General features: G+C 59.9%; 20 protein-coding genes. 8 read left to right on the forward strand and 12 right to left on the reverse strand.

Translation table 11 applies throughout. From position 1 onward, the window contains the following. The first annotated feature begins 5 nt into the window (after positions 1-5). From ACVWZP_RS06035 to ACVWZP_RS06055, 5 genes are all read left to right on the forward strand, one after another. Positions 6-968 (forward strand): carbohydrate ABC transporter permease, encoded by a 963-nt coding sequence (locus ACVWZP_RS06035; RefSeq protein WP_457369548.1) that lies wholly within the window; start codon positions 6-8, stop codon positions 966-968. Further along, positions 965-1,807 (forward strand): carbohydrate ABC transporter permease, encoded by an 843-nt coding sequence (locus ACVWZP_RS06040; protein WP_046383410.1) that lies wholly within the window; start codon positions 965-967, stop codon positions 1,805-1,807. Before ACVWZP_RS06035 ends, ACVWZP_RS06040 begins: the two co-directional genes overlap by 4 nt. 27 nt (positions 1,808-1,834) lie before the next feature. Next, on the forward strand, positions 1,835-2,980 hold the full coding sequence (locus tag ACVWZP_RS06045) for an ABC transporter ATP-binding protein (protein WP_372813270.1): 1,146 nt from the start codon (positions 1,835-1,837) through the stop codon (positions 2,978-2,980). 29 nt (positions 2,981-3,009) lie between these two features. Next, a complete protein-coding gene (locus ACVWZP_RS06050) occupies positions 3,010-4,479 on the forward strand; it encodes a glycoside hydrolase family 32 protein (RefSeq protein WP_457369549.1) in 1,470 nt (489 codons plus the stop codon). 75 nt (positions 4,480-4,554) lie between these two features. Beyond that, positions 4,555-5,547 (forward strand): LacI family DNA-binding transcriptional regulator, encoded by a 993-nt coding sequence (locus ACVWZP_RS06055; protein ID WP_457369550.1) that lies wholly within the window; start codon positions 4,555-4,557, stop codon positions 5,545-5,547. A gap of 16 nt (positions 5,548-5,563) precedes the next feature. Here the strand turns inward: ACVWZP_RS06055 and ACVWZP_RS06060 are convergent, their stop codons facing one another. From ACVWZP_RS06060 to ACVWZP_RS06080, 5 genes are all read right to left on the reverse strand, one after another. Further along, a complete protein-coding gene (locus tag ACVWZP_RS06060; protein ID WP_457369551.1) occupies positions 5,564-7,006 on the reverse strand; it encodes a hypothetical protein in 1,443 nt (480 codons plus the stop codon). Between the two features lie 120 nt (positions 7,007-7,126). Then, complete coding sequence (locus ACVWZP_RS06065; RefSeq protein ID WP_457369552.1) at positions 7,127-8,227, reverse strand: hypothetical protein; 1,101 nt, start codon at positions 8,225-8,227, stop codon at positions 7,127-7,129. Beyond that, positions 8,224-9,207, reverse strand: a complete 984-nt coding sequence (locus ACVWZP_RS06070) for a hypothetical protein (protein WP_457369553.1) — start codon at positions 9,205-9,207, stop codon at positions 8,224-8,226. Before ACVWZP_RS06070 ends, ACVWZP_RS06065 begins: the two co-directional genes overlap by 4 nt. Positions 9,208-9,217: 10 nt before the next feature. Then, positions 9,218-10,894: a hypothetical protein gene (locus tag ACVWZP_RS06075; RefSeq protein WP_256822246.1), complete on the reverse strand. Its 1,677-nt coding sequence runs from the start codon at positions 10,892-10,894 to the stop codon at positions 9,218-9,220. A 94-nt stretch (positions 10,895-10,988) separates the two neighbouring features. Next, entirely contained in the window at positions 10,989-11,360 is a 372-nt protein-coding gene (locus ACVWZP_RS06080; RefSeq protein ID WP_177030144.1) for a winged helix-turn-helix transcriptional regulator, read from the reverse strand. Between the two features lie 148 nt (positions 11,361-11,508). Here ACVWZP_RS06080 and gstA point away from each other — a divergent pair, with 148 nt between their 5' ends. After that, positions 11,509-12,138 carry a glutathione transferase GstA gene (gene gstA, locus ACVWZP_RS06085; protein WP_046383405.1) on the forward strand — a complete coding sequence of 210 codons (630 nt, stop codon included), beginning with the start codon at positions 11,509-11,511 and terminating at the stop codon, positions 12,136-12,138. A 6-nt stretch (positions 12,139-12,144) separates the two neighbouring features. Here gstA and ppsA read toward each other — a convergent pair whose 3' ends face one another. The 4 genes from ppsA to ACVWZP_RS06105 all read right to left on the reverse strand — a co-directional run bounded on the left by ppsA (position 12,145) and on the right by ACVWZP_RS06105 (position 20,149). Continuing rightward, on the reverse strand, positions 12,145-14,601 hold the full coding sequence (gene ppsA, locus ACVWZP_RS06090; protein WP_457369554.1) for a phosphoenolpyruvate synthase: 2,457 nt from the start codon (positions 14,599-14,601) through the stop codon (positions 12,145-12,147). After that, the gene (gene glgA, locus ACVWZP_RS06095) at positions 14,598-16,187 is read right to left on the reverse strand and encodes a glycogen synthase GlgA (RefSeq protein WP_186352092.1); all 1,590 of its coding nucleotides are present in this window, start codon (positions 16,185-16,187) and stop codon (positions 14,598-14,600) included. Before glgA ends, ppsA begins: the two co-directional genes overlap by 4 nt. A gap of 230 nt (positions 16,188-16,417) precedes the next feature. Next, positions 16,418-18,919, reverse strand: a complete 2,502-nt coding sequence (glgP, locus tag ACVWZP_RS06100) for an alpha-glucan family phosphorylase (protein WP_457369555.1) — start codon at positions 18,917-18,919, stop codon at positions 16,418-16,420. Between the two features lie 24 nt (positions 18,920-18,943). Beyond that, the gene (locus ACVWZP_RS06105) at positions 18,944-20,149 is read right to left on the reverse strand and encodes an acetate/propionate family kinase (RefSeq protein WP_457369556.1); all 1,206 of its coding nucleotides are present in this window, start codon (positions 20,147-20,149) and stop codon (positions 18,944-18,946) included. A 432-nt stretch (positions 20,150-20,581) separates the two neighbouring features. Between ACVWZP_RS06105 and arcD the strand changes: the two genes are divergently transcribed. Next, a complete protein-coding gene (gene arcD / locus ACVWZP_RS06110; RefSeq protein WP_052735791.1) occupies positions 20,582-22,072 on the forward strand; it encodes an arginine-ornithine antiporter in 1,491 nt (496 codons plus the stop codon). A gap of 88 nt (positions 22,073-22,160) precedes the next feature. Continuing rightward, positions 22,161-22,703, forward strand: coding sequence for an Hsp20/alpha crystallin family protein (locus ACVWZP_RS06115; RefSeq protein WP_046383400.1), 543 nt, complete (start codon positions 22,161-22,163; stop codon positions 22,701-22,703). 322 nt (positions 22,704-23,025) lie between these two features. Here the strand turns inward: ACVWZP_RS06115 and ACVWZP_RS06120 are convergent, their stop codons facing one another. The 3 genes from ACVWZP_RS06120 to ACVWZP_RS06130 all read right to left on the reverse strand — a co-directional run bounded on the left by ACVWZP_RS06120 (position 23,026) and on the right by ACVWZP_RS06130 (position 25,873). Then, positions 23,026-23,280: an Lpp/OprI family alanine-zipper lipoprotein gene (locus ACVWZP_RS06120; protein ID WP_017845783.1), complete on the reverse strand. Its 255-nt coding sequence runs from the start codon at positions 23,278-23,280 to the stop codon at positions 23,026-23,028. Between the two features lie 116 nt (positions 23,281-23,396). Further along, positions 23,397-25,184, reverse strand: coding sequence for a DNA polymerase/3'-5' exonuclease PolX (gene polX, locus ACVWZP_RS06125; protein WP_457369557.1), 1,788 nt, complete (start codon positions 25,182-25,184; stop codon positions 23,397-23,399). Continuing rightward, positions 25,181-25,873: a c-type cytochrome gene (locus ACVWZP_RS06130; RefSeq protein WP_457369558.1), complete on the reverse strand. Its 693-nt coding sequence runs from the start codon at positions 25,871-25,873 to the stop codon at positions 25,181-25,183. The genes polX and ACVWZP_RS06130 overlap by 4 nt, the downstream gene beginning before the upstream one ends. Between the last annotated feature and the right edge of the window lie 93 nt (positions 25,874-25,966).

Genomic DNA, 25,966 nt, shown 5'->3' on the forward strand with positions numbered 1-25,966 from the left:
TCACCATGTCTGTCTCTACTCCCCGCGCCTCCTGTGACGAGCCCCTGCTCGCCAGGGAGACGCCCATACAGCGCCGCCGCCTGCGCGCCGCCTGGCTGTTTCTGACACCGATGTTGCTGTGCCTGGCCCTGGTAGCGGCCTGGCCGCTATTGCGCACATTCTGGTTCAGCCTTACCGACGCCAACCTGGCGGACACGCGTGGCGCAACCTTCGTCGGCTTTAGCAATTACCTGTTCTACAACGGCTCCGGCTGGTCGGGCATCCTGGTCGATCCACAATGGTGGAACGCGGTGCGCAACACGCTGCATTTCACCGTGGTGTCGGTGGGCCTGGAGATCGTCCTCGGGCTGCTGGTGGCATTGCTGCTGAACATCAAGTTCACCGGCCGGTCCCTGGTGCGTGCGTTGATACTGATTCCCTGGGCGATTCCTACGATTGTCTCGGCGAAAATCTGGTCGTGGATGCTCAACGACCAGTTCGGCATCATCAATCACCTGATGCTGAGCCTCGGCCTGATTGACATGCCGTTGGCCTGGACGGCTGATGCAAGTCTGTCGATGTGGGCCGTCATCATCGTCGACGTCTGGAAGACCGTGCCCTTTGTCACACTGCTGATGCTGGCGGCCTTGCAGATGTTGCCAAGCGATTGCTACGAAGCCGCCAGGGTCGATGGCATTCATCCGCTGCACGTGTTCTGGCGTGTCACGCTTCCACTGTTGATGCCTGCATTGCTGGTGGCGGCGATCTTTCGCATCCTCGATTCGCTGCGGGTATTCGACGTTATCTATGTGCTGACCTCGAACTCGTCGAGCACCATGAGCATGTCGGTCTATGCGCGCCAGCACCTGGTGGAGTTCCAGGACGTGGGCTATGGCAGCGCGGCGTCGACGTTGCTGTTCCTGGTCGTCGCGGTGATTGCGTTGCTGTATCTCTACCTCGGACGCCGTCAACTGGAGGTGCGCTCATGAGCCCGCGTCTACTCAAAAAAGCGCTGTTGCGCCTCGGGTTCTGGTGCCTGATCGGAATTTTGCTGCTGTATGCGGTCTTCCCTTTCTACTACGCCATCGTGACGTCGCTGAAGCCATCCAGCACCTTGTTCGAGGTGAGCTACTGGATCGACCGTCCCGACTTCTCCAATTATGCGGCGGTACTCCATCAACCCTCGTTCCTGAAAGCTATCGGCAACTCGCTGGTGGTTGCGCTGTGCGTCGTGACGCTGGCGTTGTTCCTCAGCCTGACCGCCGCCTATGCCTTGGGCAGGGTGAAGTTCCGGGGGCGCGGCACAGTATTGATGATGGTGCTTGGCGTCTCGATGTTTCCCCAGGTCGCGGTACTGTCGGGGCTGTTCGAAGTGATCCGCGCCCTGGGCCTGTACAACACGTCCTGGGCGTTGATCCTGAGCTACACGATTTTCACCCTGCCCTTCACCGTCTGGGTGCTGACCACATTCATGGGCCAACTGCCCCATGAGCTGGAAGAGGCGGCAATCATGGATGGCGCTTCGCCGTGGGTCACGCTGACGCGGGTGCTGTTGCCGCTGCTCTGGCCCGCCCTGGTCACCACTGGCTTATTGGCCTTTATCGCAGCGTGGAACGAGTTCCTGTTTGCCCTGACCTTCACCCTCACCGACACGCAACGCACGGTACCGGTCGCCATTGCCTTGATTTCCGGCGGGAGCCCCCATGAGCTGCCGTGGGGACTGTTGATGGCCGCTTCGGTGCTGGTCACGGTCCCATTGGTGATTCTGGTGCTGATCTTCCAGCGCCGAATCGTATCCGGCCTCACTGCCGGCGCGTTAAAGGGTTGATGCCCAACAAATACAAGGAACAGCATCGTGATCAAATTGAAACTGGACAACGTGAACAAACAATTGGGCGGCGCACGGATTCTTCGCGACGTCAGCCTGGAGATTGCCGCGGGCGAGTTCGTGGTGTTCGTTGGCCCTTCGGGCTGCGGAAAATCGACCCTGCTGCGACTGATCGCCGGGCTGGATTCGATCTGCGGCGGCGACCTGCTGATCGACGGACGACGGGTCAACGACCTGGAACCGCGTGAGCGCGGCGTCGGCATGGTGTTTCAGTCGTATGCGCTGTACCCGCACATGAGTGTCTACGACAACATCAGCTTCGGTCTCAAACTGGCCAAGACGGAAAAGAGCAGCTTGCGCGAGCGCGTGCTGAAAACTGCGCAAATCCTGCAACTGGACAAACTGCTGCAACGCAAACCAAAGGAACTGTCCGGAGGCCAGCGTCAGCGTGTGGCCATGGGCAGAGCCATGGCGCGGGAGCCGGACATTCTGTTGTTCGATGAACCGCTTTCCAATCTGGACGCATCCCTGCGGGTGCAGATGCGCAACGAAATCGCCCGTCTGCATGCTCGACTGGGCTCGACCATGATCTACGTCACCCACGACCAAGTAGAAGCGATGACCCTGGCCGACAAAATTGTCGTGCTCAACGGCGGCCGCGTGGAACAGGTCGGCTCACCGCGCGAACTCTATGAACGCCCGGCCAGCCGCTTTGTCGCCGGTTTTCTCGGCTCGCCCAGAATGAACTTTATGCCGGCGCGCCTGCATGCCCCAGGCAAAACCAGCCTGACCGACACCCCTGTAGCGGGCATGACTGCCCTGCCCTTCGACAGCTCGAACCTGCCGGCAGACGCGCAGCTCAGCCTGGGGATTCGCCCGGAGCACCTGTCGCTCAAAGCGGCTGAGGGCACCAGCGGTGTCGTCGTGACCGGGGTCGAATACCTGGGTAGCGAAACCTATGTACACCTCGAATCGGGTCAGGACGAACCCCTGATCTGCCGTTGCGAGGTCAATGCCGGATGGCAGGTGGGCGATCGGGTCGAGCTGCAGCTGGACACTGACAACCTGCACCTGTTCGACGCCGACGGCACCGCCTTGAAACGCCATCCGGCCGCCGCCGAACACCTGCCCGATGACGTCGCTCTGCATTCATTCCGAGCACGCGCCCTATGACTTTGTCCTTGAATACCCTGAGCGAGCCAATGCCTTCAGCCCTTGACCTTGCGCAGCGCGCACTGCATGACGGTGCGTCTCGCGTCGTCGACGACTATCGCCCCGGCTATCATATTGCGCCACCAGCAGGCTGGATGAACGACCCGAACGGGGTCGTGTACTTTCGTGGCGAATATCACGTGTTCTATCAACATTACCCATTCGAAGCGAAATGGGGCCCGATGTATTGGGGGCACGCCAAGAGTGCCGACCTGGTTCATTGGCAGCACCTGCCCATTGCGCTGGCGCCCGGCGATGAGTGCGACCGTGACGGTTGTTTTTCCGGTAGCGCAGTGGTGTGTGGGGATACCTTGGCACTGATCTATACCGGGCACACCTGGCTGGGAGACGTGGGCGACGAACGCTCGATCCGTCAAGTCCAGTGCCTGGCCACCAGTGTCGACGGCATCCGTTTCGTCAAGCATGGCGCAGTCATCGAGACCGCGCCGCAAGACAACATCATGCATTTTCGCGACCCCAAGGTATGGAAGGAGGATGACGCTTGGTACCTCATTGCCGGCGCACGTCTGGGCGACAGGCCGCTGCTTCCGTTGTACCGCTCCACCGATCTGCACACCTGGGAGTTCCTTGACTATATTGCCGCGGGCAGCGACGGCGATGGTTATATGTGGGAGTGTCCGGACCTGTTTCGACTGAACGGACGCGACGTGCTGCTGTATTCCCCGCAAGGCATGCTTGCCCAAGGGTACGAACGGCTGAACAAATACCAGACGGGTTATCGAGTGGGCCAGCTCGACAGCGCGTGGAACTTCACCGGCGGGCCGTTTATCGAGCTGGATAACGGCCACGATTTCTACGCCGCGCAGACCCTCGTGGCCGCCGATGGTCGGCGTCTTGCCTGGGCCTGGCTCGACATGTGGGAAAGCCCGATGCCGAGCCAGGCGCATCACTGGTGCGGCATGCTCGGATTGCCACGCGAACTTGAACTGTGTGCCGATCGTCTGCGCATGTTTCCGGCACGGGAGCTCACCGCACTGCGCGGGACGCTGCTGCCAGCTACCGCGTGGTGGGAGGCGTCGGGAAGCCGCTGGGTGCCGCAAGTGAATGGCGATATGCTGGAAATCCATGTGCATCTGGATTTACTCGGCTGCACCGACGGCCACTTGGGAGTCGCCTTGCGTTGCAGCGACGATGGCCAGGAACAAACCCTGCTCTACTACGATGCGGCGTTGCAGCGCCTGGTTCTTGACCGCAGCCGCTCGGGTGCGCAAGTCAGCGGCCAGCGCAGCGTGGCGATAGACCCGACACAAGGGCAACTGGCACTGCGGGTGTTCCTCGATCGTTCGTCCATTGAAGTGTTCGACGAAAACGGCAGCTTCAGCCTGAGCAGTCGCCTCTACCCGCAGCCCGGCAGTCTGGGGGTGAAGCTCTTTGCAAGCGGGAGTGGTGGGCGTGTCGCCATTCCCAAGGCATGGCCACTCGCCTCGGGATGGTTATGAACCGTGTCATTCGAGTCGCGAGAAGCGCAGGCCATGTGTCATGATTCGGCCTCAACCTGACCGGTCTCGCTTCGCATGACTTCAGTGAAAGACGTTGCACAGCTAGCCGGCGTGTCCCTGATGACGGTTTCCCGAGCGCTCAACAACCCGGAAAAATTGAGCCCCGAAACCTATCAACGGGTGCGCCGCGCCATCGACGAATTGCAATTCGTGCCCAGCCTGTCGGCGCGCAGGATTCGCGGCGACAACCTCCAGACTCGAACCATCGGCGTATTCGCGCTGGACACCGCGACAACCCCGTTCGCCGTCGAACTGCTGCTGTCCATCGAACAGACCGCGCAGCAAGCCGGCTGGAATGTATTTATCCTCAACCTGTTAAGCAACCCGCCCACCGACCAGAACATCGACCTGATGTTATCGCACCGTCCCGACGGGTTGATCTTCAGCGCCATGGGGCTGCGCCAGGTGTGCATTCCCGAGCGATTGAAGAGCACCCGCCTGGTGCTCGCCAATTGCCTGGCGGATGACAGTCACCTGGTCAGTTATGTGCCCGACGATGAAATGGGGCAGTATCGAGCCGTACATCACGCCTTGAGCCAAGGCTATCGGCGCCCTCTGTTGATCAATCTCCCAAAACAGAGCCTGGCGTGGGGGCTGCGGCAAAAAGGCCTGCAGCGTGCCTGTCAGGCATTCGGGTTGTTGCCTGAGGCACTCCTGCAATATGACCTTTCCGATCATGACGCCTATGGTGAAACCGCGACCATCCTCGACCGGCACATCATCGAGGGTCGCCCCCAATTCGACATTCTGATCTGTGGCAACGACCGGATTGCTTTTTGTGCCTACCAGGTGTTGTTGGGCCGCGGGCTGAAAATCCCCGATGATGTCGCCGTGCTCGGCTACGACAATATGATCGGTATCGCCGAACTGTTCATCCCACCGCTGACAACGGTACAACTGCCGTACTACGAGATCGGTCGCAGGGCCGCCCGACACCTGATCGACGCCGTCGAGGTATCGGGAGCCCAGTCAGTCGATTGCCCGTTGGTTGCCAGGGCGTCGCTCTAAGGGATCGGTTAGGGTTTCAATCAGCCCAGAAACGCTCCAATGCCTCGACTGCAAAGTCCGGCAGCGGCGGCATTTTGCGGGTGTTGACACACGCCAGGCGCAGTATCAGCAATTCATACGCGGTGAATTGGGAGAAGTCCAAGTTCAGGTCAAACACCTTGTTTTCATTGGTCATAAAGAAGTAGGTAAAGTCCCTGAACCCTTCAATCACCAGCGAATCGACGCCGGCTTTACTCGAGGATGAATCGCAGAAGTAGTCACACTGTGAGCCGAGGAAGTACAGGCAGCCTTGGATCACGTGGCCGAGGACTTTTTGCGTATCGATCCCCACCATGTCGTAGGAAAACCGAGTCAGCTTTGCCAGATTCGTCATCGCTATAAAGTCGGCCAAGCAAAACGCCTGCTGTCGAATGTCCAGCAACTCGTCGCAGAATCGCTCCAGCAGACGGTCCTGGTCATGAAGGGCGCTGAACAATGGATCGCGTGAAATCAGTCCAGGATCTTTTACGTATTCTTCAGGCAGGTAGTTGATGGCAGTGATCACCGAGCACTCCCATTCATCTTGGACAAGTTCCGACATAACTCCCTGAAGGGTGACCAGAAGCGCACGGTTATCGACATCGCGCGCGATCAGATCGCAGGCCTGGACCTTGGGTGTATTCTCATTCAGATCAAGGAATACGGCGTTGAGCAGCCCGGTGATGAAGCCGTCCTGTTGCTCGTCAGTGAGGTACTCAAGATGGCTCAGAATGGCGCTTGGCGTATCCGGCCCGGTTTCCGTCAGCTCAAGCAGCAAGGCTTCATAAAACCAGTCCAGGCCGTAGACCTTCCGGATGTAATCCAGGTTCAAGATCCCGGACCGGGTGATGAAGTCAGTCCAGTTGTGGTTCGGGATATCCATCACATTTGAAAAGCGATGGGGCACGCTGATGTTGATGGGCATCAGCGGGAGCAAGGTTTCCCGGTCGCCGCCCAACCGCGTGCTCGTCCAGAGCGCTGGATTCTCACTGTGAAGCAAGGCCGCAATGGTTGTGGGTTTGAACTGCGTGGAGCGTAGGGATTTTTCCATGAGGTAGGCTTGGATCGGGCAGGCAGCCATTGCCTCAACCAGGCGCACGGTCAATTCGGAAGCCGTCAGCGCCGCGCCCGACGCAGTTAACAAGAACCAATCCGGGCGATCCCAGATCCGCAGCGCGTCAATATCCTCAAGCCGGGCTTCGGCCTGACGCATGAACGTTGTGAGCACGGCTTGTGAAAAACCCATGCTCAGGGCAACCAAGGCTGGCGCCAATGCACTGGGAACCTCTGCAATCCTGCAGTTCAGGTTGAGATCAAGCACCTGCGTCGGATCTTCGCAGCGATACGCGGTGGCATCAAAGTTGGCGCCCTGGCGATTCAGTTGGGTCGCGATAAAACCCGCGCCCCAATTCGGATGAGGGCGTGTCGAGTGAAAATACATCGTGTGCTCCAAGCCTTGATGTTGAAATGACATTGTCGGTGGTTTTCAAGGCAGAGGACATACTCACGCGCGAAGATTTGGTGCGGCGATTGCGCGAAAGTGTCTGTCCTACCCCAGCCACTATGGATCAATCTTACGACGCAGCCACGACAACGGGCCCGCAACGCAAAAAACCACGTAAAGCAATGTCCGTATCAACGCTCGTACCGGCCAGCATGCGGGCTGCCATTTAAGCGCGGGCACAAAAGCCCCGTGTGGTCTGAAATGCGCGAGTGGGCGGGTTAGGAAGTCGTACCACAATCCACCTTCAGCTATCTGCGTGCGTAAATTCTGCGGAACAAAAAAATCCGAGTGGCCAAACTGGGGGTTGCTTACGTTGAGTGTGCTCATGGATGCGTAGCCCACTTTGCCGCCAGGGCCCGCTCCCGGGATGGTGTATTGAGCCAGCGGCACGGCTGAGTCTTTGCCTCCGACATGATTCATGACGGCCTCCACCCGCCCTGACTCGATATGGCTGCTCCAATCAAAATCAGGCCGCACGATGCTACCGGCGGTGATGACGCGCCCGAATTCGAGGTCTTGGAAATCTGGATCCTCCAGAATCAACGAAAACAATCGAGTGCCGAAGCTGTGCGCAATGATGTCCGGCTTCGACGGGCGCTCGCTGCCGGTCGCCTGCTTGATCGCAATTCTGATTCTGTCGCCCAGCCGTCTTGCCAACCTTCGATGGAGTGGCGTTATCAGCACGTCGATGGTTGCCCAACCGTATTTATAGATGAGCACCGGAGCCGAATACCGTAGTCGATTGGCTATTTGCCAACTGAACTCTTCTTGCCATGGCGCGCGGCTGTTCATGCCATGGATGACGATGACCCACCGGATGTCGCGACTGTTGGCGCCCTCGAGTCGATAGAAATACTCGACGATAATCTCGACGCCCTCCTGCTGAAAATCTGCCTGGCAGTAGGGGCAACTTGCAAGCGTCTCGACTGTATCCGCGGGCAGCACGCTGGCGCATAACGGGCAACGACAAGCCTCGATTCTCCTGGCCGCCGTTGATCTCACAAGATTGTTAAAAAAGGATATCAGCGCAGGATCGTTGGCGTCGGCGCCCACGGATTTTGCGAAGTGTGCGAGGGTGAACTCCAGACCATCGCCCTGCCCCGTGCGCCGGTTGATTTCCGCTTCCCAGCGACGTTCTTGCGCTTCAAAAGGCGTCATGATTGGCTATTGTAATCCCACAAAATCTCAACCACTCTAAATACATCCTCACGCTTGCATTGCGCCAAGATCCTCAGTCGGCCTTCACTGCCATAGACCTGCACGACGATTCGACGACTTGTACCGTGTTCCTCTGGGACAAAATGAAGCATACCTTGGGCTCTATCGAACTGACTGGCGTCCACTGCGTGGAGAACGCCGCGAACGGCGGCAACGGATTCAATGCCGCCTTCGGCAAGGGTCGACGCCATCTCCACATAACCACTGTCGAGTTCGTAGCGTGTCGAATGCACCCCCTTGTCATCCCTGGCGGCCACTTTGACCGCCTGGCTGAGCGAGATCCGCACAAGGGGCACAACCGGGCAACCGATGGCCCACAATACTGCATCGACCTCTTTCAGCACCGCCGCATGATCTATATCCGGATTGCGATGAATCAGGATCGCGCAATAACTCTCAGCAAAATGCCACTCAAAGCGCACCACGCTACGATCAAAGCGTTGACGATAAGCCTCGAACCGGAACCGTTGCAGTCCCTCCGCCACGATGTAGTCTTTAGGTGTCCAGCGATTCCAGCCTTCCCTGCTCTGATGCCACTCCATTGAGAGCCCGGCCTGCCCCAGGCCAATATGTTTGAGTTCAAGTCCCTTGGGGAAATCCAGGCTCGCCCCCGCGCCCAATACACCCGCATACGGGCTGGCAGCGATTCCCGAGGCGAGCGCCACGGCCTCGATATCGGGCACTTGGAACAAGTAGAGATGCTGGTCGCCCCAGCCTTCAACCTGCGCAAGCCAAGCCTCGAGCTTGTCCTGGGTGATGATGTCCTCTTCAATGGCGCTATCAAGGTTGTTAGCGAAGTCCTCCTTGGTAGCGCCGATCCGGGCGCCGCTATCGCGCAGCAGTTCCTTGATGAACGCGTTTCCCTGAGCCACAGCGACCTTGCGCCCTAACTCCTTGAGTTGCTGCTTGTTCATCGCCATGGCCGCGGCCTCAAGGAACCACTACAAATGGCACGCTCTGGATCACCGGCATCATCTCTCCCGAACTGGTGACGACCAGTTGATGCCGGCCCTTGTGAAGGGTGTTCGCGGCATAGTTGAAACACGCCAGATTGGTTGACCCATTGACGCTGACAAGGGTCAAGCCTTTTACCTCTGTAGGGGGGGTATCTTCCAGATTGAATACCCGATAGGTCGGCGAATTGACTGGTTTGTTGTGACTCAGACAGAACGACGTGTTGGTGGTGGCGCTGGGTGCAAACTCGCCCTTGTCGTTCAACGGCGATACGAAGGAGATCCCGTTGCGGCCGGTCAGCTCCAGCGCTTGCGCGGTATCCAGGGCGGTCCTGGCACGTTCGTAACCCGCATTCATCAATAACGCGCTGGTGCTTTTCTTGTTAATGGATTGCACGGCCTGCTCCGCCTCGATCAATGCACGGCGACGGCCCCACAGCCCAGCGTCGCCGCCCTTGACCACGGAGAATGACAGCCAGGTTTTGTCCTTGAACAACTCACTGCCTTTACGTAAACCATGGTTGCCTGGCTCAATGCCGTCTGCCCCTAAATCGATATCCTGGAGGGATGCCCGATCCGGCGTGTCAGTCCAACCGCGCCGGATGGCGGTAGGAATCAGCATCAGCGAATCGCCGATCCAGGCCAGTGGGTTTTCTTGATTACCCCTGCCCGTTAGGTAGAAATAGCAATTGGCCGGCGCGCATCGCTCCTGGTTGATCAGCACGTAGTTACCGGGGTTGAGGGGTAGCATCGCGCCATTTTCACCAGCCGTGGCATCCGCCGGGCGGGCAACCATGTCCATGTCGATTTGCATCACCACGTCGTCCTTGTTCAGGGCTAGCAGACTCTTGGCAACTTCCTTGGCGAACACCTGCTCGGCTGCGGTAACCGGGTTGGCCAGCGATAATGTCTTGCTGGCAGAACCGATGAAATCGAGAAAGGCGGCAGTGTCTTCATTCTCGCCTTGATCGTATTCCAGCACCGTCAGCTTCATCGACAAATGATCGGAGTCTAGCTTCTTGGGGCCATACAGCAGCTTGTTCAAAATCGGAGGGTTGGCGCCGTCGGCGACGCCGAGATAAGGGCCGAGCACTTTAGTGATGGTTTCGGTTTTTTCGTCATTCCCCACCTCGGTGAATTCGGCAACGATCAGCACCTCATTGACCCCACCGAAGTCTTTTAGGTACTTGAAGTAGGCGTCCGTCAGATACACCGCGAAGACATCACCGCCACTGCCGTTGCTGTCAGGCTTGCGAATGGCGTGGGTGTTGTCGGTGCTGAAAAGATCGGCCGTAACGCGGCTGGCGCGGGCGTTTTTCAAATCATCCAGGGCGTGTTTGTATTGAAGGTCGGCGGCGTCGAACTTACTTTTTGCAGCCTTGATCGATTCGTCCGTCGCTGGCGGTTTTTTTAACTCTGCCAGCTCGTTTCCTGCTTTGATCCGCGCTTGCAGGAGCGTGGCCGTGTCGAGGAGTTTTTGATCGGCAACCGCGGTTGGTTTTGGTTGGATCTGATAGAGATGAGCCGTTGCAGTCGGGACCGCACAGCCGGACATCATCAATGATAACCCGCCTACAAGTGCTGATAGAGCACAGCCACCAGCGATAGCACTCAGCCTTCCAGTGGCCTGTTTTAACCGGTTAGAGGTATGCATCCTGTCTCCCTCTGCTCAATGCTGGCAATTTGACTTTCGGTGCAGCCTAGATCAGGCCTAGAGGGAACGCAATTGGATGACCTACCAGTAAATATCAAACAGGGTCTTCCAAAGACACAACGGGCTGATGGGGCGCCGGTATCACCTCACATGGGCGACTCTTGACCCACAGCCCAAACTCTTTCATTACCGCAACGACCGGTTCCAATCGTCGCCCGTCCACGGTGAGTTCGTACTCAACCGTCACGGGCACGGTGGGGAATACCGTCCGTTTGACCAGCCCGGCTTGCTCAAGGGCGCGCAAGTCGAGGGTCAGCATGCGTTGTGAAATAGCCGGAATGTCGCGCCTCAGCGCATTAAAGCGCTTCGGCCCATCGAGCAGGTAGGACGCAAGAAGCAGGCGCCAGCGGCCACCCAACAAACGCATCGCTTCTTCGACCGAGCAGCCGGAGATGTTGTCTTTCATAGTCAGAGTCCTGGCCGGGTGTAGGTATATTTTTTGTACCTATACTACAAAATAGTGCGTTCTTCCTATTTTATACCGGGCATCTAGAATCAGCTGAAGCGCGCTCTCCATTGGATTGACAGCGCTCCCCCTGTCCTGGAGTTTGCCAATGAAGTTGTACTACATCCCCGCGTCTTGCTCGCTTTCGCCCCACATCGTTCTGAATGAATTGGGTCTCGATGCCACGCTGATTAAGGTCGATCACAAGACGCACCTTACCGACTCGGGCGCCAACTACTTCGAGGTCAACCGTCTGGGCTACGTACCCGCCATCGAGCTGGACGATGGCACGCTCCTGCGTGAAGGCCCGGCAATCGTGCAGTATTTGGGCGACCTGAAGCCGGCGCTTGGGCTGGTTCCCGCTCATGGCACCCTCGATCGATACCGACTTCAGGAATGGCTGAGCTTCCTGTCGTCTGAGATTCACAAGGGCTACATTCCGCTGTTGTACGCCACACTCGCAGGTCAATACGTCGAGACTGCCAAGCCAAAGCTGGAAAAGCGCTTCGCCTGGATCGACGAACAATTGAGTACCCGTCCATACCTCATGGGCGATGCCTTCACGGTGGCGGATGCCTATCTGTTCGCATTGACCGGCTGGGGCCAGGCCTCTTGGCTGACCAGCTATTACAAGGCCGACATCCACTTCGAGCACTTGCATAACCTCCGGGCCTGGTATGACCGGGTCAAGGTGCGTCCTGCGGTGCGCAAAGCATTGCGAGACGAAGGCCTTGCGTGAAAGGCCTCACGTGCCGATGTTGCCCCGGTCGGCCTCATCGCTCGGTAACCGCTGCGCCTGCACCGCCAGCACATGCCGAATCGTCGCCAGCACCGCGTCCGGGCTGAGGCTCATTGAATCGATGCCAATCGACACCAAAAACTCCGCCATCTCGGGATAATCCGACGGCGCCTGCCCGCAGATTCCCGAGTGTCGGCCGTTACGCTTGGCGCCTTCTACCGCCAGGCGAATCATCTGCTTGACGCCCGGGTCGCGCTCATCGAAATCGAAGGCGACGATTTCCGAGTCGCGGTCCACGCCGAGCGTCAACTGGGTCAGGTCGTTGGAACCGATCGAGAAGCCGTCGAACAGTTTGGCGAACGCGTCGATCTGGATCACGTTGTTGGGTATTTCGCACATGATGTAGACCTCCAGCCCGTTTTCTCCGCGCTGCAGGCCATGGTTGGCCATGGTCGCCAATACCCTTTCACCCTCCGCCACGGTGCGGCAAAACGGGATCATCAACTTGATGTTGGTGAGGCCAATGTGTTCGCGCGCCCATTTCATCGCCGCGCACTCCAGCGCAAACCCTTCGGCATAAGCCGGATGGCTGTATCGGGACGCGCCGCGAAAACCGATCATCGGGTTGTGTTCTACCGGCTCGAAATACTGCCCACCCAGCAGGGTCGCGTACTCATTGCTCTTGAAGTCGCTCATGCGTACCACGCACGGTTTTGGGTACACCGCTGCGGCAATGGTGGCGACGCCTTCGGCCAAGGTCTTGATGAAAAAATCCGTAGGGTCTGCATGCGCGGCGCTCAGCACGGCGATTTTTTCACGGGTGGCGTCATCCAGCTTTTCCGGGTGGACAAGGGCCATCGGATGGACCTTGATGCATTCATTGATGATGAACTCCATGCGCGCCAGACCGATACCGTCGACCGGTAGCGAGGCCAGGCTGAAGGCCTGGTCGGGGTTGGCCAGGTTCATCATGATGTGCGTGTCGGGATGCCCGAGTTGGCTGAGGTCCGTTTCCTCGACATCAAAATCCAGGATGCCGTCGTAGACCGTTCCGATTTCGCCTTCGGCGCAACTGATGGTCAACAAGGCGCCGGTTTTGATTGTCGCTGCCGCATTGGTGGCGCCCACGATCGCGGGAATACCCAGTTCCCGCGCCACGATGGCCGCGTGGCAGGTGCGTCCGCCGCGGTTGGTCACAATCGCGGCGGCGGTTTTCATCACCGGTTCCCAATCCGGAGTCGTGGCTTCGGAAACCAGCACTTCGCCCGGTTGAAACTCGCTGAGCTGTTTCACGTCGTTGACGATACGGGCCTTCCCGGCACCGATGCGGGTGCCGACCGCCTTCCCCTTGAGCAGCACTGGCGAGCGTTGCTTGAGGTGATAGATCTGCAGCACGCTGCCTTTTTTCTGCGAGGCCACCGTTTCGGGGCGCGCCTGGACCATATACAAGTGACCATCGATCCCGTCTTTCGCCCATTCCATGTCCATGGGTTTGTAGAAACCGGCTTTGCTCGAATAGTGGTTTTCAACCTTGATGGCATAGTCAGCCAGGACCATCACATCCCCGTCCGAGAGGCAAAAGCGCGTTTGTTCTTCGTCGGGTGTTTCGATATTCGCGGTGTACTCCTGCGCGATGTTCCCGGTATTGAGGGTATCGGTAAACACCATCTTCTTTTCTTTGCTGCCCAGGCTACGCTTGAGCACGCCACGATAACCGGCGACGAAGCTGGGTTTGTGTACGTAGAAACTGTCCGGGGCCAGCGCGCCCTGCACCACATTCTCCCCAAGCCCCCACGCGGCGTTGATGAACACGACATCCTTGAAGCCGGTTTCCGTATCCAGGGAAAACATCACGCCACTGGCCCCGAGATCACTGCGCACCATTTTCATGATGACGACGGCGAGATCGACTTTGAAGCAATCAAAGCCGTTGTCGTATTTGTAATGGATCGACCGATCGGTGAAGTTGGAGGCCAGGCAACGCTTGTAGGCATCGAGCAGCGCCTCTTCATTGGCGATATTGAGATAGGTCTCGTTCTGCCCGGCAAATGACGCCTGCGGCGAGTCCTCGGCGGTTGCCGAGGAGCGCACGGCCAGTGAAAGGCTGTTGCCGTACTCGCGCTTGAGCTGGGCGTAGCTGTGCAGTATCGCGCTCTTCAGGTCTTCCGGCAGCGTACAGCCATACACAATCGCCCGCGCCCGTTTGCCGCGGGCTTGCAGGTCCTTGATGTCGTTGGGGTCGAGGCCGTCGAGCGCGGCATGCAGCGGCGCCCACGCCTTGTTGTGCTCAAGGACATAACGGTACGCGTCTGAAGTAACGGCAAACCCGTTGGGTACGCGGATGCCCTGGCCTGTCAGGTTCTGGTACATCTCTCCCAGCGAGGCGTTCTTGCCACCGACCTGTGCGACGTCGTTGATACCCAAGTCCTTGAACCAACGAATGTGCGGCTGTGAATGGGTCACGATATCTCTCCATTGAGTGAGGGGGCCGCCAGGGATACCCGATTGGCCTTCAGCAATCGCAGATACAGGGCGCTGTAAGGCTTTATGGCTTGGTGCCAATCGAACGGCTTGCGCATGGCGCGGCAACGCATTGCATTGAGCAGTTCAGGGTTGGCGAACACCTTGATCGCCCGCGTCAGTGCTGCCGCGTAGCTTTCCACGGTGGGTTCCTCGAACAGAAAACCGCTCACGCCATCTTCGATCGTGTCGGCCAGCCCACCGGTATTACGGGCTACCGGTAATGAGCCGAAACGCTGCGCATACATCTGGCTCAGGCCGCACGGTTCATAGCGCGACGGCATGAGCAGGAAGTCACTGCCGGCAAACATGCGCCGGGCATCCGTTTCGTTGAAGCCGATAAGCACACCGACCTGGCCCGGGAAGCGCTGGGCCAGCTCCCGTGCGGCCTCCTCTTCCTGCGGTTCGCCACGGCCGATGATGGCGATCTGCCCGCCCTGCCTGACGATGTGCCCGGCAACGCCAATGGTCAGATCCAGGCCTTTCTGGAAGACCAGGCGCGATACCACCGCGAACAGAGGCCCCGTCGACGGCTTGAGATTGAACAACTGACGGACATAGTGGGCGTTCACCGCCTTGCCGAGCCAATCGTTAGCGGCAAACCGGCAGATCAAGTGCTCATCGGTTTCGGCGTCCCAACTGGCGTCGATACCATTGGCAATGCCGCTGAGCAGCCCTTGTTCGGCTTTGCTCTGCAGAAAGCCGTCCAGGCCGCAACCGAATGCTGGCGTGGTGATTTCCCGGGCGTAGGTCGCGCTGACGGTGGTGATGTGGTTGGCATAGGCCATGCCGGCCTTGAGCAATGAGAGCTTGCCGTAGAACTCCATACCGTCCGAGGCCAGCGCGTGCTCGGGGATGCCCAGTTCGCGCCGGGAACCGCTGCTGACCATGCCTTGATAGGCAAGGTTATGGATGGTGAAAATGCTCGGCGTGGCCTGCCCACGCCAGCGCATGTACGCCGGCGCGAGGCCGGCCGGCCAATCATGCGCGTGCACCAGCTCCGGACGCCACTGGCACTTCACCGCGCCTGCGGCGAAGTCGGCTGCGGCCAGGCCGAGACGGGCAAACCGGATATGGTTATCCGGCCAGTCACGGCCATTGTTATCCCCGTAAGGAGTGCCTTCACGCTCATACAGTTCAGGACAGATCACCAGGTAAATGACCAGGCCATCCGTCATGTCCATCCGCCCGATCTTGCACGCCGGCAATGCCGCATGGCCCTCCAGCTCGCTGATCACATGGACCGGATTTCCACTGTTGAGCACTTGCGGGTAACCCGGCATCAACACGCGCACATCGTGCAGGGGATGCAGGGCCCGGGGCAATGCCGCCGATACATCGCCGAGCCCGCCGGTTTTCACGAGGCCGGCCAATTCGGAGGTCACGAACAGGACCTTGGCCCTGGCCGCCACGCTGGTAATAGCCGATGAAACCGGCGCTAGCGCCAGCGGATCAACAGTCGAGGTAACCCATTCACTGACCGGCAGATTGAAACGTTCAGCCTGCGGGGAAATGGCGGCTGCGCCCATGATCCTTTTCCTTTTTGTTGAGTCGAGAGTGCGGGAAGACGGTTAAGTCAGTCGCACGAGTATCTGGGGTTGCTCCCGATGCCCTCTGATCTTTATCAACAAATGCGCTTTGCTGCCGCGTGGGACAGCGCCCGTTGCGATAGGTGATGCTCTCGGTGTTCACCGTTCTTCTGCTGTTGGCCGCCAGGCTTTACCCCGGTTTGGCTCGCTGACAATAGGCGTATCGCAGCTCAACGCTGCCACGCAATCAATGGGTTTTCCGCTGGCAGAAAGGCATCCGCGTGCCAGGCGCGAACCCTCGGAGTGTAGTGCTCCAGCGGGCGCGTGGCGGCGACCGAAACGGAATAGATATAACCCTGGATGGCGCCCGGAATCACATCGACGGCTTTCATCAGCAAGCACTCTGCGGGGTACTCGTCGCACAGGCCGCCATAGAGTTCCACCTTGACCCACAGAGGCGAGATCTCACCCAAATAGACCGGCACGCGAACGCACAGGCAGTCGCCATCGCGATGCCCCTCGACCGCGCCGAAGTGAATATTGTCCCAGGCCGCCGTCAACGCCTTCTGCCAGGCATGGAGCGTGCGCGCCAGTGCCGCGTTATCCTCGCGGCGGCGTCGAAACGCCTGAATCGCCGGTTGGTAAAGATGCTCCAGGTATTCCTGCAGCATGCGATTGCTACTGTAGTACGGCCCCAGCTGCGACATGCTGGCGCGCATGCGTTGCACCCAGTCGCGTGGAATACCCTGTGCATCGCGTGAATAGAACGTGGGGACGACCTCGTTTTCCAATAGGCCGTACAAGCGCTCGGCGTCGACGTCGTCATCGCTCGGCGCGTCATCCCCGATCGCCCAGCCATAGGCGGGCTGGTACGCTTGTGCCCACCAACCATCGAGTTCCGAGAGGTTCAACCCGCCGTTGACGAGCACCTTCATGCCACTGGTGCCGCAGGCTTCCCAGGGCCGACGCGGGGTGTTGATCCAGACATCGACGCCTTGCACCAGGTGTTGGGCCATTTCCAGGTCGTAGTCTTCCAGGAACACCACATGCCGGCGCAGCCCCGGGCGATGCACGAAGTCGAGCCATGCCTGGATCAGTTGCTTGCCGCGCTCATCGGCGGGATGAGCCTTGCCAGCGATGAGCAGTTGTACCGGATGCTGCTCGTTGGTTAACAGCCGCGCCAGGCGGTCGCTGTCATGCAGCAGCAGGTTCGGGCGCTTATAGTCGGTGAAGCGTCGCGCAAACCCGAGCGTGAGGCAGTTGGGGTCAAACACCTGCCCGCCCTCCGCCACCTGCTGCGCCGACTCGCCACGCTGCTCGAGCTGCCAGGCCAGGCGCTTGCGCGCATAGTTCACCAGGTCGCGCCGTTGCTCGGCAGCCATGTTCCACAAGGCCTCGTCGTCATTGTTGGCGACCGTCGCCGGCAGCAACTCGACTGCGCCTCGCCAACGCTCCTTGCCGCAGCTTGTGGTCCACAGATGATCGGACCACATTGAGTCCCAGGACGGCACATGCACACCGTTGGTGACATGCCCCACCGGTATCTCTTGAACAGGCCAGCGGGGATACAAATCGCTGAATAGCCGTCGGCTGACCTCGCCGTGCAAGCGGCTCACACCATTGGCTTGAGCGCACCCACGCAGCGCCAGAAAAGCCATGTTGAAGGGTTCATCCGCGTCCGACGGATTGCGTCTGCCCAACGCCAGCAACTCGTGCGATGTGAGGCGGCAGTCGTCGAGATAGCCGCGGGCATACTTGAGCACCAGTTCCGCGGAAAACACATCGAAACCCGCAGCCACTGGCGTATGGGTCGTAAACACGTTGCCTGCCCGCGTCGCCCACCAGGCTTCCTGGAACGATGTGCCCTTCTGATGCATGAAGCGCCGGGCACGCTCCAGCACCAGCAGTGCAGCATGACCTTCGTTGAGGTGGCACACATCGACATTGATCGCCAACGCTTCGAGTGTGGCCCAGCCGCCGATGCCAAGCACCACTTCCTGCAGCAAGCGCATCTCCGAACCGCCACCGTACAACTTCGAGGTGATGCCACGGTCGCTGGCACCGTTGAGCAGGTCATTACTGTCGAGCAGGTACAGGCTGGTACGCCCGACGATGGCCTGCCACACGCGTAAATACAGGGTCCGGCCGGGAAGCGCCAAGGGGATTTTCAACCACGCGCCGTCCTGTCCAAACGTCGGCTGGATCGGCAGGCTGGTGGGGTCGTTATAGGGGTAGGCCTCCTGCTGGCGCCCCATCGCGTCGATGGATTGTCGAAAATAGCCTTCCTGATAGAGCAACCCCACCCCGAGCACCGGTACGCCCATGTCGCTTGCCGTCTTCAGGTAATCCCCGGCCAGCACACCGAGCCCGCCGGCATAAAGCGCCAGCGCCTCGCTCAGGCCGAATTCCATGCTGAAGTAGGCGATCCGCTTGGAATCGCCAGCGCTTGTCTGCTGCGCATACCAACCCGGCTCGCTGAGGTAGTGCCGATGCTCTTCGATGGCGTGCGCGAGGGTTTGCGAGAACGTCGCATCTCGACAGAGTTCTCCAAGCCGGTGCGGCGAGGTGTTCTGCAGTATCAGCCAGGGGTTGTGGGTACGCTCCCACAGTTGCGGGTCGATGCTTTTCCAGAGTTCGTCGAGCGCATGGTTCCAGGTCCAGCGCAGGTTAAGCGCAAGCTCGGTCAATGCGCGCAACTGCTCCGGCAGTTCGCGTGGCAGGAATGCATACACGTCGACACCTCAAGGCGATAGTGGCTAAAGCGCCTCGCTCGACACCGGCGCCGGCAGCAAGGCCAGGCTGTGTCGAGCGATGACTGCATTTTCATCAGTGGCGATGACCCAGGCCGATACCGGGCTGTCCGGCGTCGTCAGGCAGGCTCCGGTGGGCGGGTGCTGGTTGCGGGTTACGCCTAACCAGGCGCAACCGTCGAGAATCCCGTCACGCACGGTGGGTGCATGTTCGCCAATGCCGCCGGTGAACACCAACGCGTCGAGCCCGCCGAGCAATGCGGCCAGCGCGCCGATTTCCTTGACGGCACGCCGTACAAACAACTCAATGGCCTGCGCGGCCCCTTCGGCGTGGCTGGCCAGCAGCGTCCGCATATCACTCGCCACACCGCCAGAGACGCCCAGCAATCCGGACTCGTGGTACAGCAGGTGTTCGACCGCCGCCGCGCTCATGCCGCGTTCGCGCAGCAGGTACAGCACGATGCCGGGGTCCAGGTTGCCCGGGCGGGTGCCCATCAACAACCCGTCCAGGGCGGAAAACCCCATGGTGGTGCCGCAACTGATGCGGTTACGCATCGCGCACAGGCTGGCACCGTTGCCCAGGTGTGCGACCAGGGTGCGCCCGGCCGCCGCGCGCGGGTCGTAATCCGCCAGGACCCCGGCAATGTACTCGTAGGACAAACCATGGAAGCCGTAACGCCGCAGGCCCGCCTCGCTCAGTGCCCGGGGCAGGCCGTACAAGGTTTCCAGCGGGTCGAGCGTGTGGTGAAAGGCGGTGTCGAAGCAGGCCACCTGAGGCAGCTCGGGATGCTCGCGGGCCATATGGAGAATCGGTGCCAGGCACAAGGGCTGGTGCAACGGTGCCATTGGGATCAGTCGTTGTATCTCGTCGATCAGCGCGCTATCGACCCGCGCAGCCACTTCCCGACGGGCGCCGCCATGGACCACCCGATGCGCCGCGCCGACAATCTGCCATTGGCGGTTGCTGCCCAGCCAACGCATCAGGTTGCCCAGGGAAACTGCGTCCATGCAACTGTCGGCGCGCCATTGCTCCTGATGTTCGGCCTCGGATCCTGGGGCCTGATACACCAGCGTTGCCCTGCCCTGGCGCACTTCAATCATGCCGCTGCCCAGGCAATGGACCGTTGGTGCCGTCACGAAGTAAAGGGAAAACTTGAGGGTTGAAGAGCCCGCATTCAGCACCAACAACGCCGGGCAAGGGGCATCCATCATGCGCGGCTCCACAACGCCGGGGAATCCACGGCCTGACGGGAGCCGCCAAGCAGTAACCGTAATGCTCGCATCATGGGCCGCCTCGACACTCGATGAGGTTACAGGGAACCTTGCCCCAGGTTGGCCTTATCCTGGCATCCACGGGGCGCGGCTGCTTGACCTTCCTCAATAAAATGTTCCCGTTACGGTTCGGCGCGCTCCTGGCGTATCAATATCATCGACGAACAACACTTTGGCGTTTAACGACGAAAACACCCGCGAAAAAATGTTTTTTGAAGAACAATTCAATCAGTTAAGTATTGCGACTGATCCGCAGACACTTACATCTGATCTAAATCAACCAGACCCAGCCCCTTCGCGCAGAAATTAGATGCAGCAGTCGCACCCTCGCATTCGACGGTGCAGATACTCACGTTTTCGTGGAGGCTCGTCATGGCTACGCATCTGCAAGGCTCTCAACCGATCGTCCCGCCGGCTGTCCAACCCGTGGCAGGCAGTCTGCGCAAGGTAGAACCCAAGCGCTTGTCGCTGAGCTTGTTGATTGCCCTGGTGGTCGGTTCGATGATCGGCAGCGGCATTTTCAGCCTGCCGCAAAACATGGCTGCCAGTGCGGGCGCCGGTGCGATTCTGATCGGTTGGTTGATCACCGGCGTCGGCATGCTGTCGCTGGCGCTGGTCTATCAGACCCTGTCCAACCGCCAGCCCGCGCTGGACAACGGTGTGTTTGCCTATGCGCGTGCGCTGGGTGGCGAATACCTGAGCTTCAACTCCGCCTGGGGTTACTGGATCAGTGCCTGGATCGGCAACGTCAGTTACCTGGTGATCCTGTTCGCTGCGCTGAGTTACTTCTTCCCGGTGTTTGGCGAAGGCAATAACAAGGCGGCGATCGCCGGTGCGTCCGTGGTGTTGTGGGCGTTGCACTGGATGATCCTCAGGGGCTTGCGCACTGCTGCGCGGGCCAATGCGTTGACGACGGTCGCGAAGATCGTGCCGTTGCTGTTGTTCATCGGCCTGGTGATCGCCGCGTTCCAGCGTGAAACGTTCACTGTCGACTTCTGGGGCTCGCCGGCGTTGGGCAGTACGCTCGATCAAGTCAAAAGCACGATGCTGGTCACCGTTTGGGTGTTTATCGGGATCGAGGGCGCCAACGTGTTTTCTGCCCGTGCGGCGGAGCGGGCCAATGTCGGGCGGGCCACGGTGATCGGTTTTGTCATCACGTTGTTGCTGCTGATTTCGGTGTCCTTGCTGTCGCTGGGGGTGCTCAAACAACCGGAACTCGCCGCCTTGAAGAACCCCTCGATGGCGGGCGTGCTGCAGGCCGCGGCCGGGCCATGGGGCGCAGTGCTGATCAGCATCGGCCTGATCGTTTCGGTCGGCGGCGCCCTGCTCGCCTGGACGTTGCTGGCGGCCGAGTCGGTGTTCACGCCCGCCAAGGAAAAGGTCATGCCTGTCTCGCTGGGCGTGGAAAACACCCAAGGCGCGCCAGCCAATGCGCTGTGGCTGACCAACGGCTGCATTCAATTGTTCCTGCTGCTGACCTTGTATTCGAGCGCTACCTATCTCGCGCTGATCTCCCTGGCCACCTCGATGATTCTATTGCCGTACCTGTTCAGCGGCCTGTATGCGCTGAAATTGACCTGGAAGGGTGACACCTATGCCGGCCACCGCGCCCTGCAATTGCGCGACATGGCCATCGCCGCCGTCGCCACACTGTATTGCATGTGGTTGCTCTATGCCGCCGGGCCGAAATACATGCTGCTCAGCGCCCTCCTCTACGCCCCGGGCTCGTTGATCTACCTGGGCACCCTGCGCGCCCGTCAGGGACAAGCGCTCAGCGGCCCCGAGACCGGCCTGTTGATCATCATCTGGGCGGCCGCGGCCTATGCCGGCTGGATGCTGTGGTCGGGGACGCTGACCTTGTAACGATGGGCTTGCCCCCGTGTTCTGTCCTGGCAGGCCGCGCAGAGGCCGTTCTGCTGCCTGCCTTCTATCTGAAGAGGAGTACCGAAAGATGAGCAATTCCGCAAAAAAAATGCCGGTCACTACCGAACACAAATCCGACCAGCATCCCGTGACGACAGACCTGTGGCGGCCGCTGGAAAAACTGCGGCAACAGGTGGACCACCTGTTTGATGACTTCAATCTCGGTTCCGGCCTGTCGCCCTTCAGCCGGGGGCTGTTCGACGTTGAACCGTTCTGGCGTCGCGAGCTGATCGGCCATGGCATGCCTGCCGTGGACATCACCGAGAAAGACAAAAGCTACGAGATCACCGCCGAAGTACCCGGCATGGATCAGAAAGACATTGAGGTCAAACTGTCCAACGGCAGCCTGATCATCAAAGGCGAGAAACAGGAGGACAAGGAAGAAAAACGCAAAGGCTACCACCTTAGCGAGCGTCACTACGGTTCCTTCGAGCGGGTGTTCAACCTGCCCAAAGGTATTGATGCCGATAAGATCGACGCGAGTTTCAGCAAAGGCGTGCTGTGCATCTCGTTGCCGAAAAAGCCAGAAGCCATGAAAGCGGATAAAGTCGTGCCGATCAAAGGCGAATGAATCCCAGGCTGCACTGCCCCTTGGCGGGAAACCGACAAGGGGCTTTTTTTATCTGCAGTGGTTCAACGCTTCATCCCCGGAAAATATCGAACAGCTCGATCTTCAAGAGCGTGCGAATGCACAGGTAACGCCTGCCGAACGTCAGCCTAAGCCACATGTTCAGCGGCAGTCCGTTACGCGAAGAGATGATAGTCGGGGAAAACCAAGCCAATGCTGTTGAGTCGACGCGCAGGTGCCAGATGTGCTGCCTGGCAGGGCTGGTTGCAGGCCTGCGGCTGTCTTGCAGCAGACCCGACGACGTGTCGGGTGCTGCAACCGTTCACTATTTGCGGCTGGCTTTTTCGAGCATCCGGCTGGCGCGCTCATTGGCCTGGTCGGCAGTCTGTTGCGCCTGATTGGCCGCCATCGCCGCCTGCTCCGCTTTCGAGTAGGCTTCATCGGCTCTGGCGCGTGCCGACAGCGCAGTGCTTTGAGCAGCCTCCAGGCGTGCATCCAGTTCTTTGGCCGGTTTGTTACTGCAACCAGCCGATAACGCGAGGAGGACGCTGAGCAACACTACGGGTAAACGCATATTCATGGGTATTCTCCTTGAGGGTCGTAGCAGGAACGCTCCGGCTACGGTTCAAGTATCCGGCGCCGTCGGTGCGGGGCTCTGATTTTTGTCAACTTTCGACCAAGAATCAGACCGAACCGTCAGTTCCCGGCGCCTTGCGAACGCCCGCCTGCCGTAGCAGCCAACAACGACTTCAGCGCGCTCAGCGAACGGGTATTGAGTACATCGCCCTTTTCCAGCCAGGCACGCCGGGCTTGCGCGACGCCGTAGCGCAAGTACGCAAAATCCGCTGTGCGCAGGGCATCCGAATTGATGCTGATCTGCACGTGTTGGTCTTTGGCGTATTGGCATTGAAGGTCGAACAGGTCCATGCGCTGGGGTTGCGCGTTGAGTTCCAGGCAGCAGCCGCGTGCAGAGGCGGCCCTGATGACGGCCGACAGGTCCATGTTCAACGGCGCGCGCTGATTGATCAGGCGACACAGCGGGTGCGCCAGTAGCGTGAAATAGCGATGATCCATGGCTCTGAGCAGGCGTTGCGTCTGTTGCCGCAGCGTCAGGCCGAAATGCGTGTGGACCGCGCCCACCACAAGGTCCAGGCGAGCGAGGACAGTGTCTGGCAGCCCCAGGCTGCCATCTTCCAGGATCTCGACTTCAACCCCCTTGAGCAAGGTGATGCCGCGCAGGCGGGCGTTGAGCGCATCGATCTGGTCGATCTGCTTCAGCAGCCGCTCGCTGTCCAGGAAATGATCGGTGATCGCCAGGTATTCCAACCCGGCTTGCTGCGCGGCCAGTGCCATCTGTTCCAGGGTATTGGCGCCATCCGCGTCGCAGGTGTGCGCGTGCAAGTCACCCTTGAGATCACTCACTTCCACCAGCCTGGGCAAACGCCCGCTGAGTGCCGCCGCGACCTCACCGCGATCTTCGCGCAGCTCCGGCGTGATCCACGGCAACCCCAGGGCCTGATAAACCGAGACCTCCGTGGCACCCGCCAGGCGTTCCTCGCCCCTGAACACGCCATACTCGTTGAGCTTCAGACCCTGTTCCCGCGCCTGCTTGCGAATCGCAATGTTGTGCGCCTTGCTGCCGGTGAAATACACCAGCGCGGCGCCCCAGTCCGCGGGCTTGACCACCCGCACGTCGACTTGCAGGCCGGAGTCCAGTACGACACTGGCCCGCGTGCGGCCTTTGACCAATACGGTGGACACCTCCGGGTGCCTGATCAGGTGTGCAGTGACCGCCACTGCGGGCGCTGCCGCCACCAGGATGTCGATGTCGCCCACGGTATCGCGCATGCGCCGCAGACTGCCGGCCAACCTCGCGTCCTCAACCCCGGGCAGTTGATGCAGATACTCGATCAACTGCAGCGCCACGGGCTCGACAACGCCCAGCGGCAACCGGCGATCCTTTCCGAGCCCCTTCTGCGCGGCGCTCAATAAGCGCGCCTCGAGCCTTTCGCCAAAACCGGGCACGTGGCGGATGTGGCCCTGCTCGGCGGCCTCGCACAGTTGCTGCGCGGTTTCGATTCCCAGGCCGTGATACAGGTGTTTGATGCGTTTGGGGCCGAGGCCGGCGATGGACAGCAGTTCAACCAGCCCAGGCGGCAATGTCGAGCGCAGGCGTTGCCGTAGCGCACAATCACCGGTGCTGGCGATTTCACTGATCTTGGCCGTCAGATCGACGCCGATACCCGGCAGTTTCGGCAAGGTTTCCCCACGTGCGATGAGCGGCGCCAACTCGACCGTCAGCGCCCTCAGCGTGCGCGCCGCAACCCGATAAGCGCGGATGCGAAACGGGTTGGCGTCATCGATTTCGAGCAGGTCGGCGATATCGTCAAACACCGCGACAATCTCCTCATTGCTCACCGCCCGCGAGCGCTTGACCGTCGACGTCGGCGCGCTGGGCGCCTGCGGTACGGCCGTGAGCTTCATGGCCCCAGCCTGGCCATGTAATGCGCGACCGCCTCGGCATCGGCGTCCGACAGCGTGTGCGCAATCTGGCTCGTCAGGTCACCGCGCTCACGCAGGTCGGCCTGTTGAAACACCTGGATCTGGCGAATCATGTAGGCGGCATGCTGGCCTGCCACGCGTGGGGTCTGGCCATGGCCCCGGCCCTCGGCGCCATGACAGGCGCTGCACTGAGCGATGCCGGATTCCGGCACGCCGTGGCGAAAGATCAATTCGCCCCGCGCGTCAGGCGTTTCGGCTTCAGCCTGCATGGCCGGCTGTTTTGAATAGTAGTCCGCCAGTTCAGTGATCTGCGATTCGGTCAAATGGGTAAAGCCCCACATGTATTGAGTCGAGGCTTTATCCATGCGTGTATGGTTTTTTAAATCCGTCAACTGCTGCTTCAGGTAGTCTTTTTGCTGGCCGGCCAATTTGGGAAACAACGGCGCTACCGACTCCCCCGTCAGCCCGTGGCACAGCGAACACACGTCGTTTACCAAGGCCAGCGCGGGCATGGATGCGGTTTTTTGCGATGCCCGGTCGCGGGTGTCGGTACAGCCCACAAGGGCCACCACACAGAGGGCAAGCGTCAGGTGTGATCGATTGATAGAGCACCTCATATCACAAGCCTCCATGAGCAGCGTCGGTAGCCGGCGCGTAACGGGTTCAGCCACCTTGGCTCAAGGCCGTGCGGGCTTTATTGACAAAACTCAATGATTCACCTGAGTCAGGGTGTAGGAATAGATAAACACTGAACCGGACGACGG

This window comes from Pseudomonas sp. TE36184, assembly GCF_054060055.1.

Coding starts and splice junctions, on each gene's coding strand:
- ACVWZP_RS06035 (WP_457369548.1), top strand. CDS start 6: ATGTCTGTCTCTACTCCCCGCGCCTCCTGTGACGAGCCCCTGCTCGCC.
- ACVWZP_RS06040 (WP_046383410.1), top strand. CDS start 965: ATGAGCCCGCGTCTACTCAAAAAAGCGCTGTTGCGCCTCGGGTTCTGG.
- ACVWZP_RS06050 (WP_457369549.1), top strand. CDS start 3,010: ATGCCTTCAGCCCTTGACCTTGCGCAGCGCGCACTGCATGACGGTGCG.
- ACVWZP_RS06055 (WP_457369550.1), top strand. CDS start 4,555: ATGACTTCAGTGAAAGACGTTGCACAGCTAGCCGGCGTGTCCCTGATG.
- ACVWZP_RS06060 (WP_457369551.1), bottom strand. CDS start 7,006: ATGTATTTTCACTCGACACGCCCTCATCCGAATTGGGGCGCGGGTTTT.
- ACVWZP_RS06065 (WP_457369552.1), bottom strand. CDS start 8,227: ATGACGCCTTTTGAAGCGCAAGAACGTCGCTGGGAAGCGGAAATCAAC.
- ACVWZP_RS06070 (WP_457369553.1), bottom strand. CDS start 9,207: ATGGCGATGAACAAGCAGCAACTCAAGGAGTTAGGGCGCAAGGTCGCT.
- ACVWZP_RS06075 (WP_256822246.1), bottom strand. CDS start 10,894: ATGCATACCTCTAACCGGTTAAAACAGGCCACTGGAAGGCTGAGTGCT.
- ACVWZP_RS06080 (WP_177030144.1), bottom strand. CDS start 11,360: ATGAAAGACAACATCTCCGGCTGCTCGGTCGAAGAAGCGATGCGTTTG.
- gstA (WP_046383405.1), top strand. CDS start 11,509: ATGAAGTTGTACTACATCCCCGCGTCTTGCTCGCTTTCGCCCCACATC.
- glgA (WP_186352092.1), bottom strand. CDS start 16,187: ATGGGCGCAGCCGCCATTTCCCCGCAGGCTGAACGTTTCAATCTGCCG.
- ACVWZP_RS06105 (WP_457369556.1), bottom strand. CDS start 20,149: ATGATGGATGCCCCTTGCCCGGCGTTGTTGGTGCTGAATGCGGGCTCT.
- arcD (WP_052735791.1), top strand. CDS start 20,582: ATGGCTACGCATCTGCAAGGCTCTCAACCGATCGTCCCGCCGGCTGTC.
- ACVWZP_RS06115 (WP_046383400.1), top strand. CDS start 22,161: ATGAGCAATTCCGCAAAAAAAATGCCGGTCACTACCGAACACAAATCC.
- ACVWZP_RS06120 (WP_017845783.1), bottom strand. CDS start 23,280: ATGAATATGCGTTTACCCGTAGTGTTGCTCAGCGTCCTCCTCGCGTTA.
- polX (WP_457369557.1), bottom strand. CDS start 25,184: ATGAAGCTCACGGCCGTACCGCAGGCGCCCAGCGCGCCGACGTCGACG.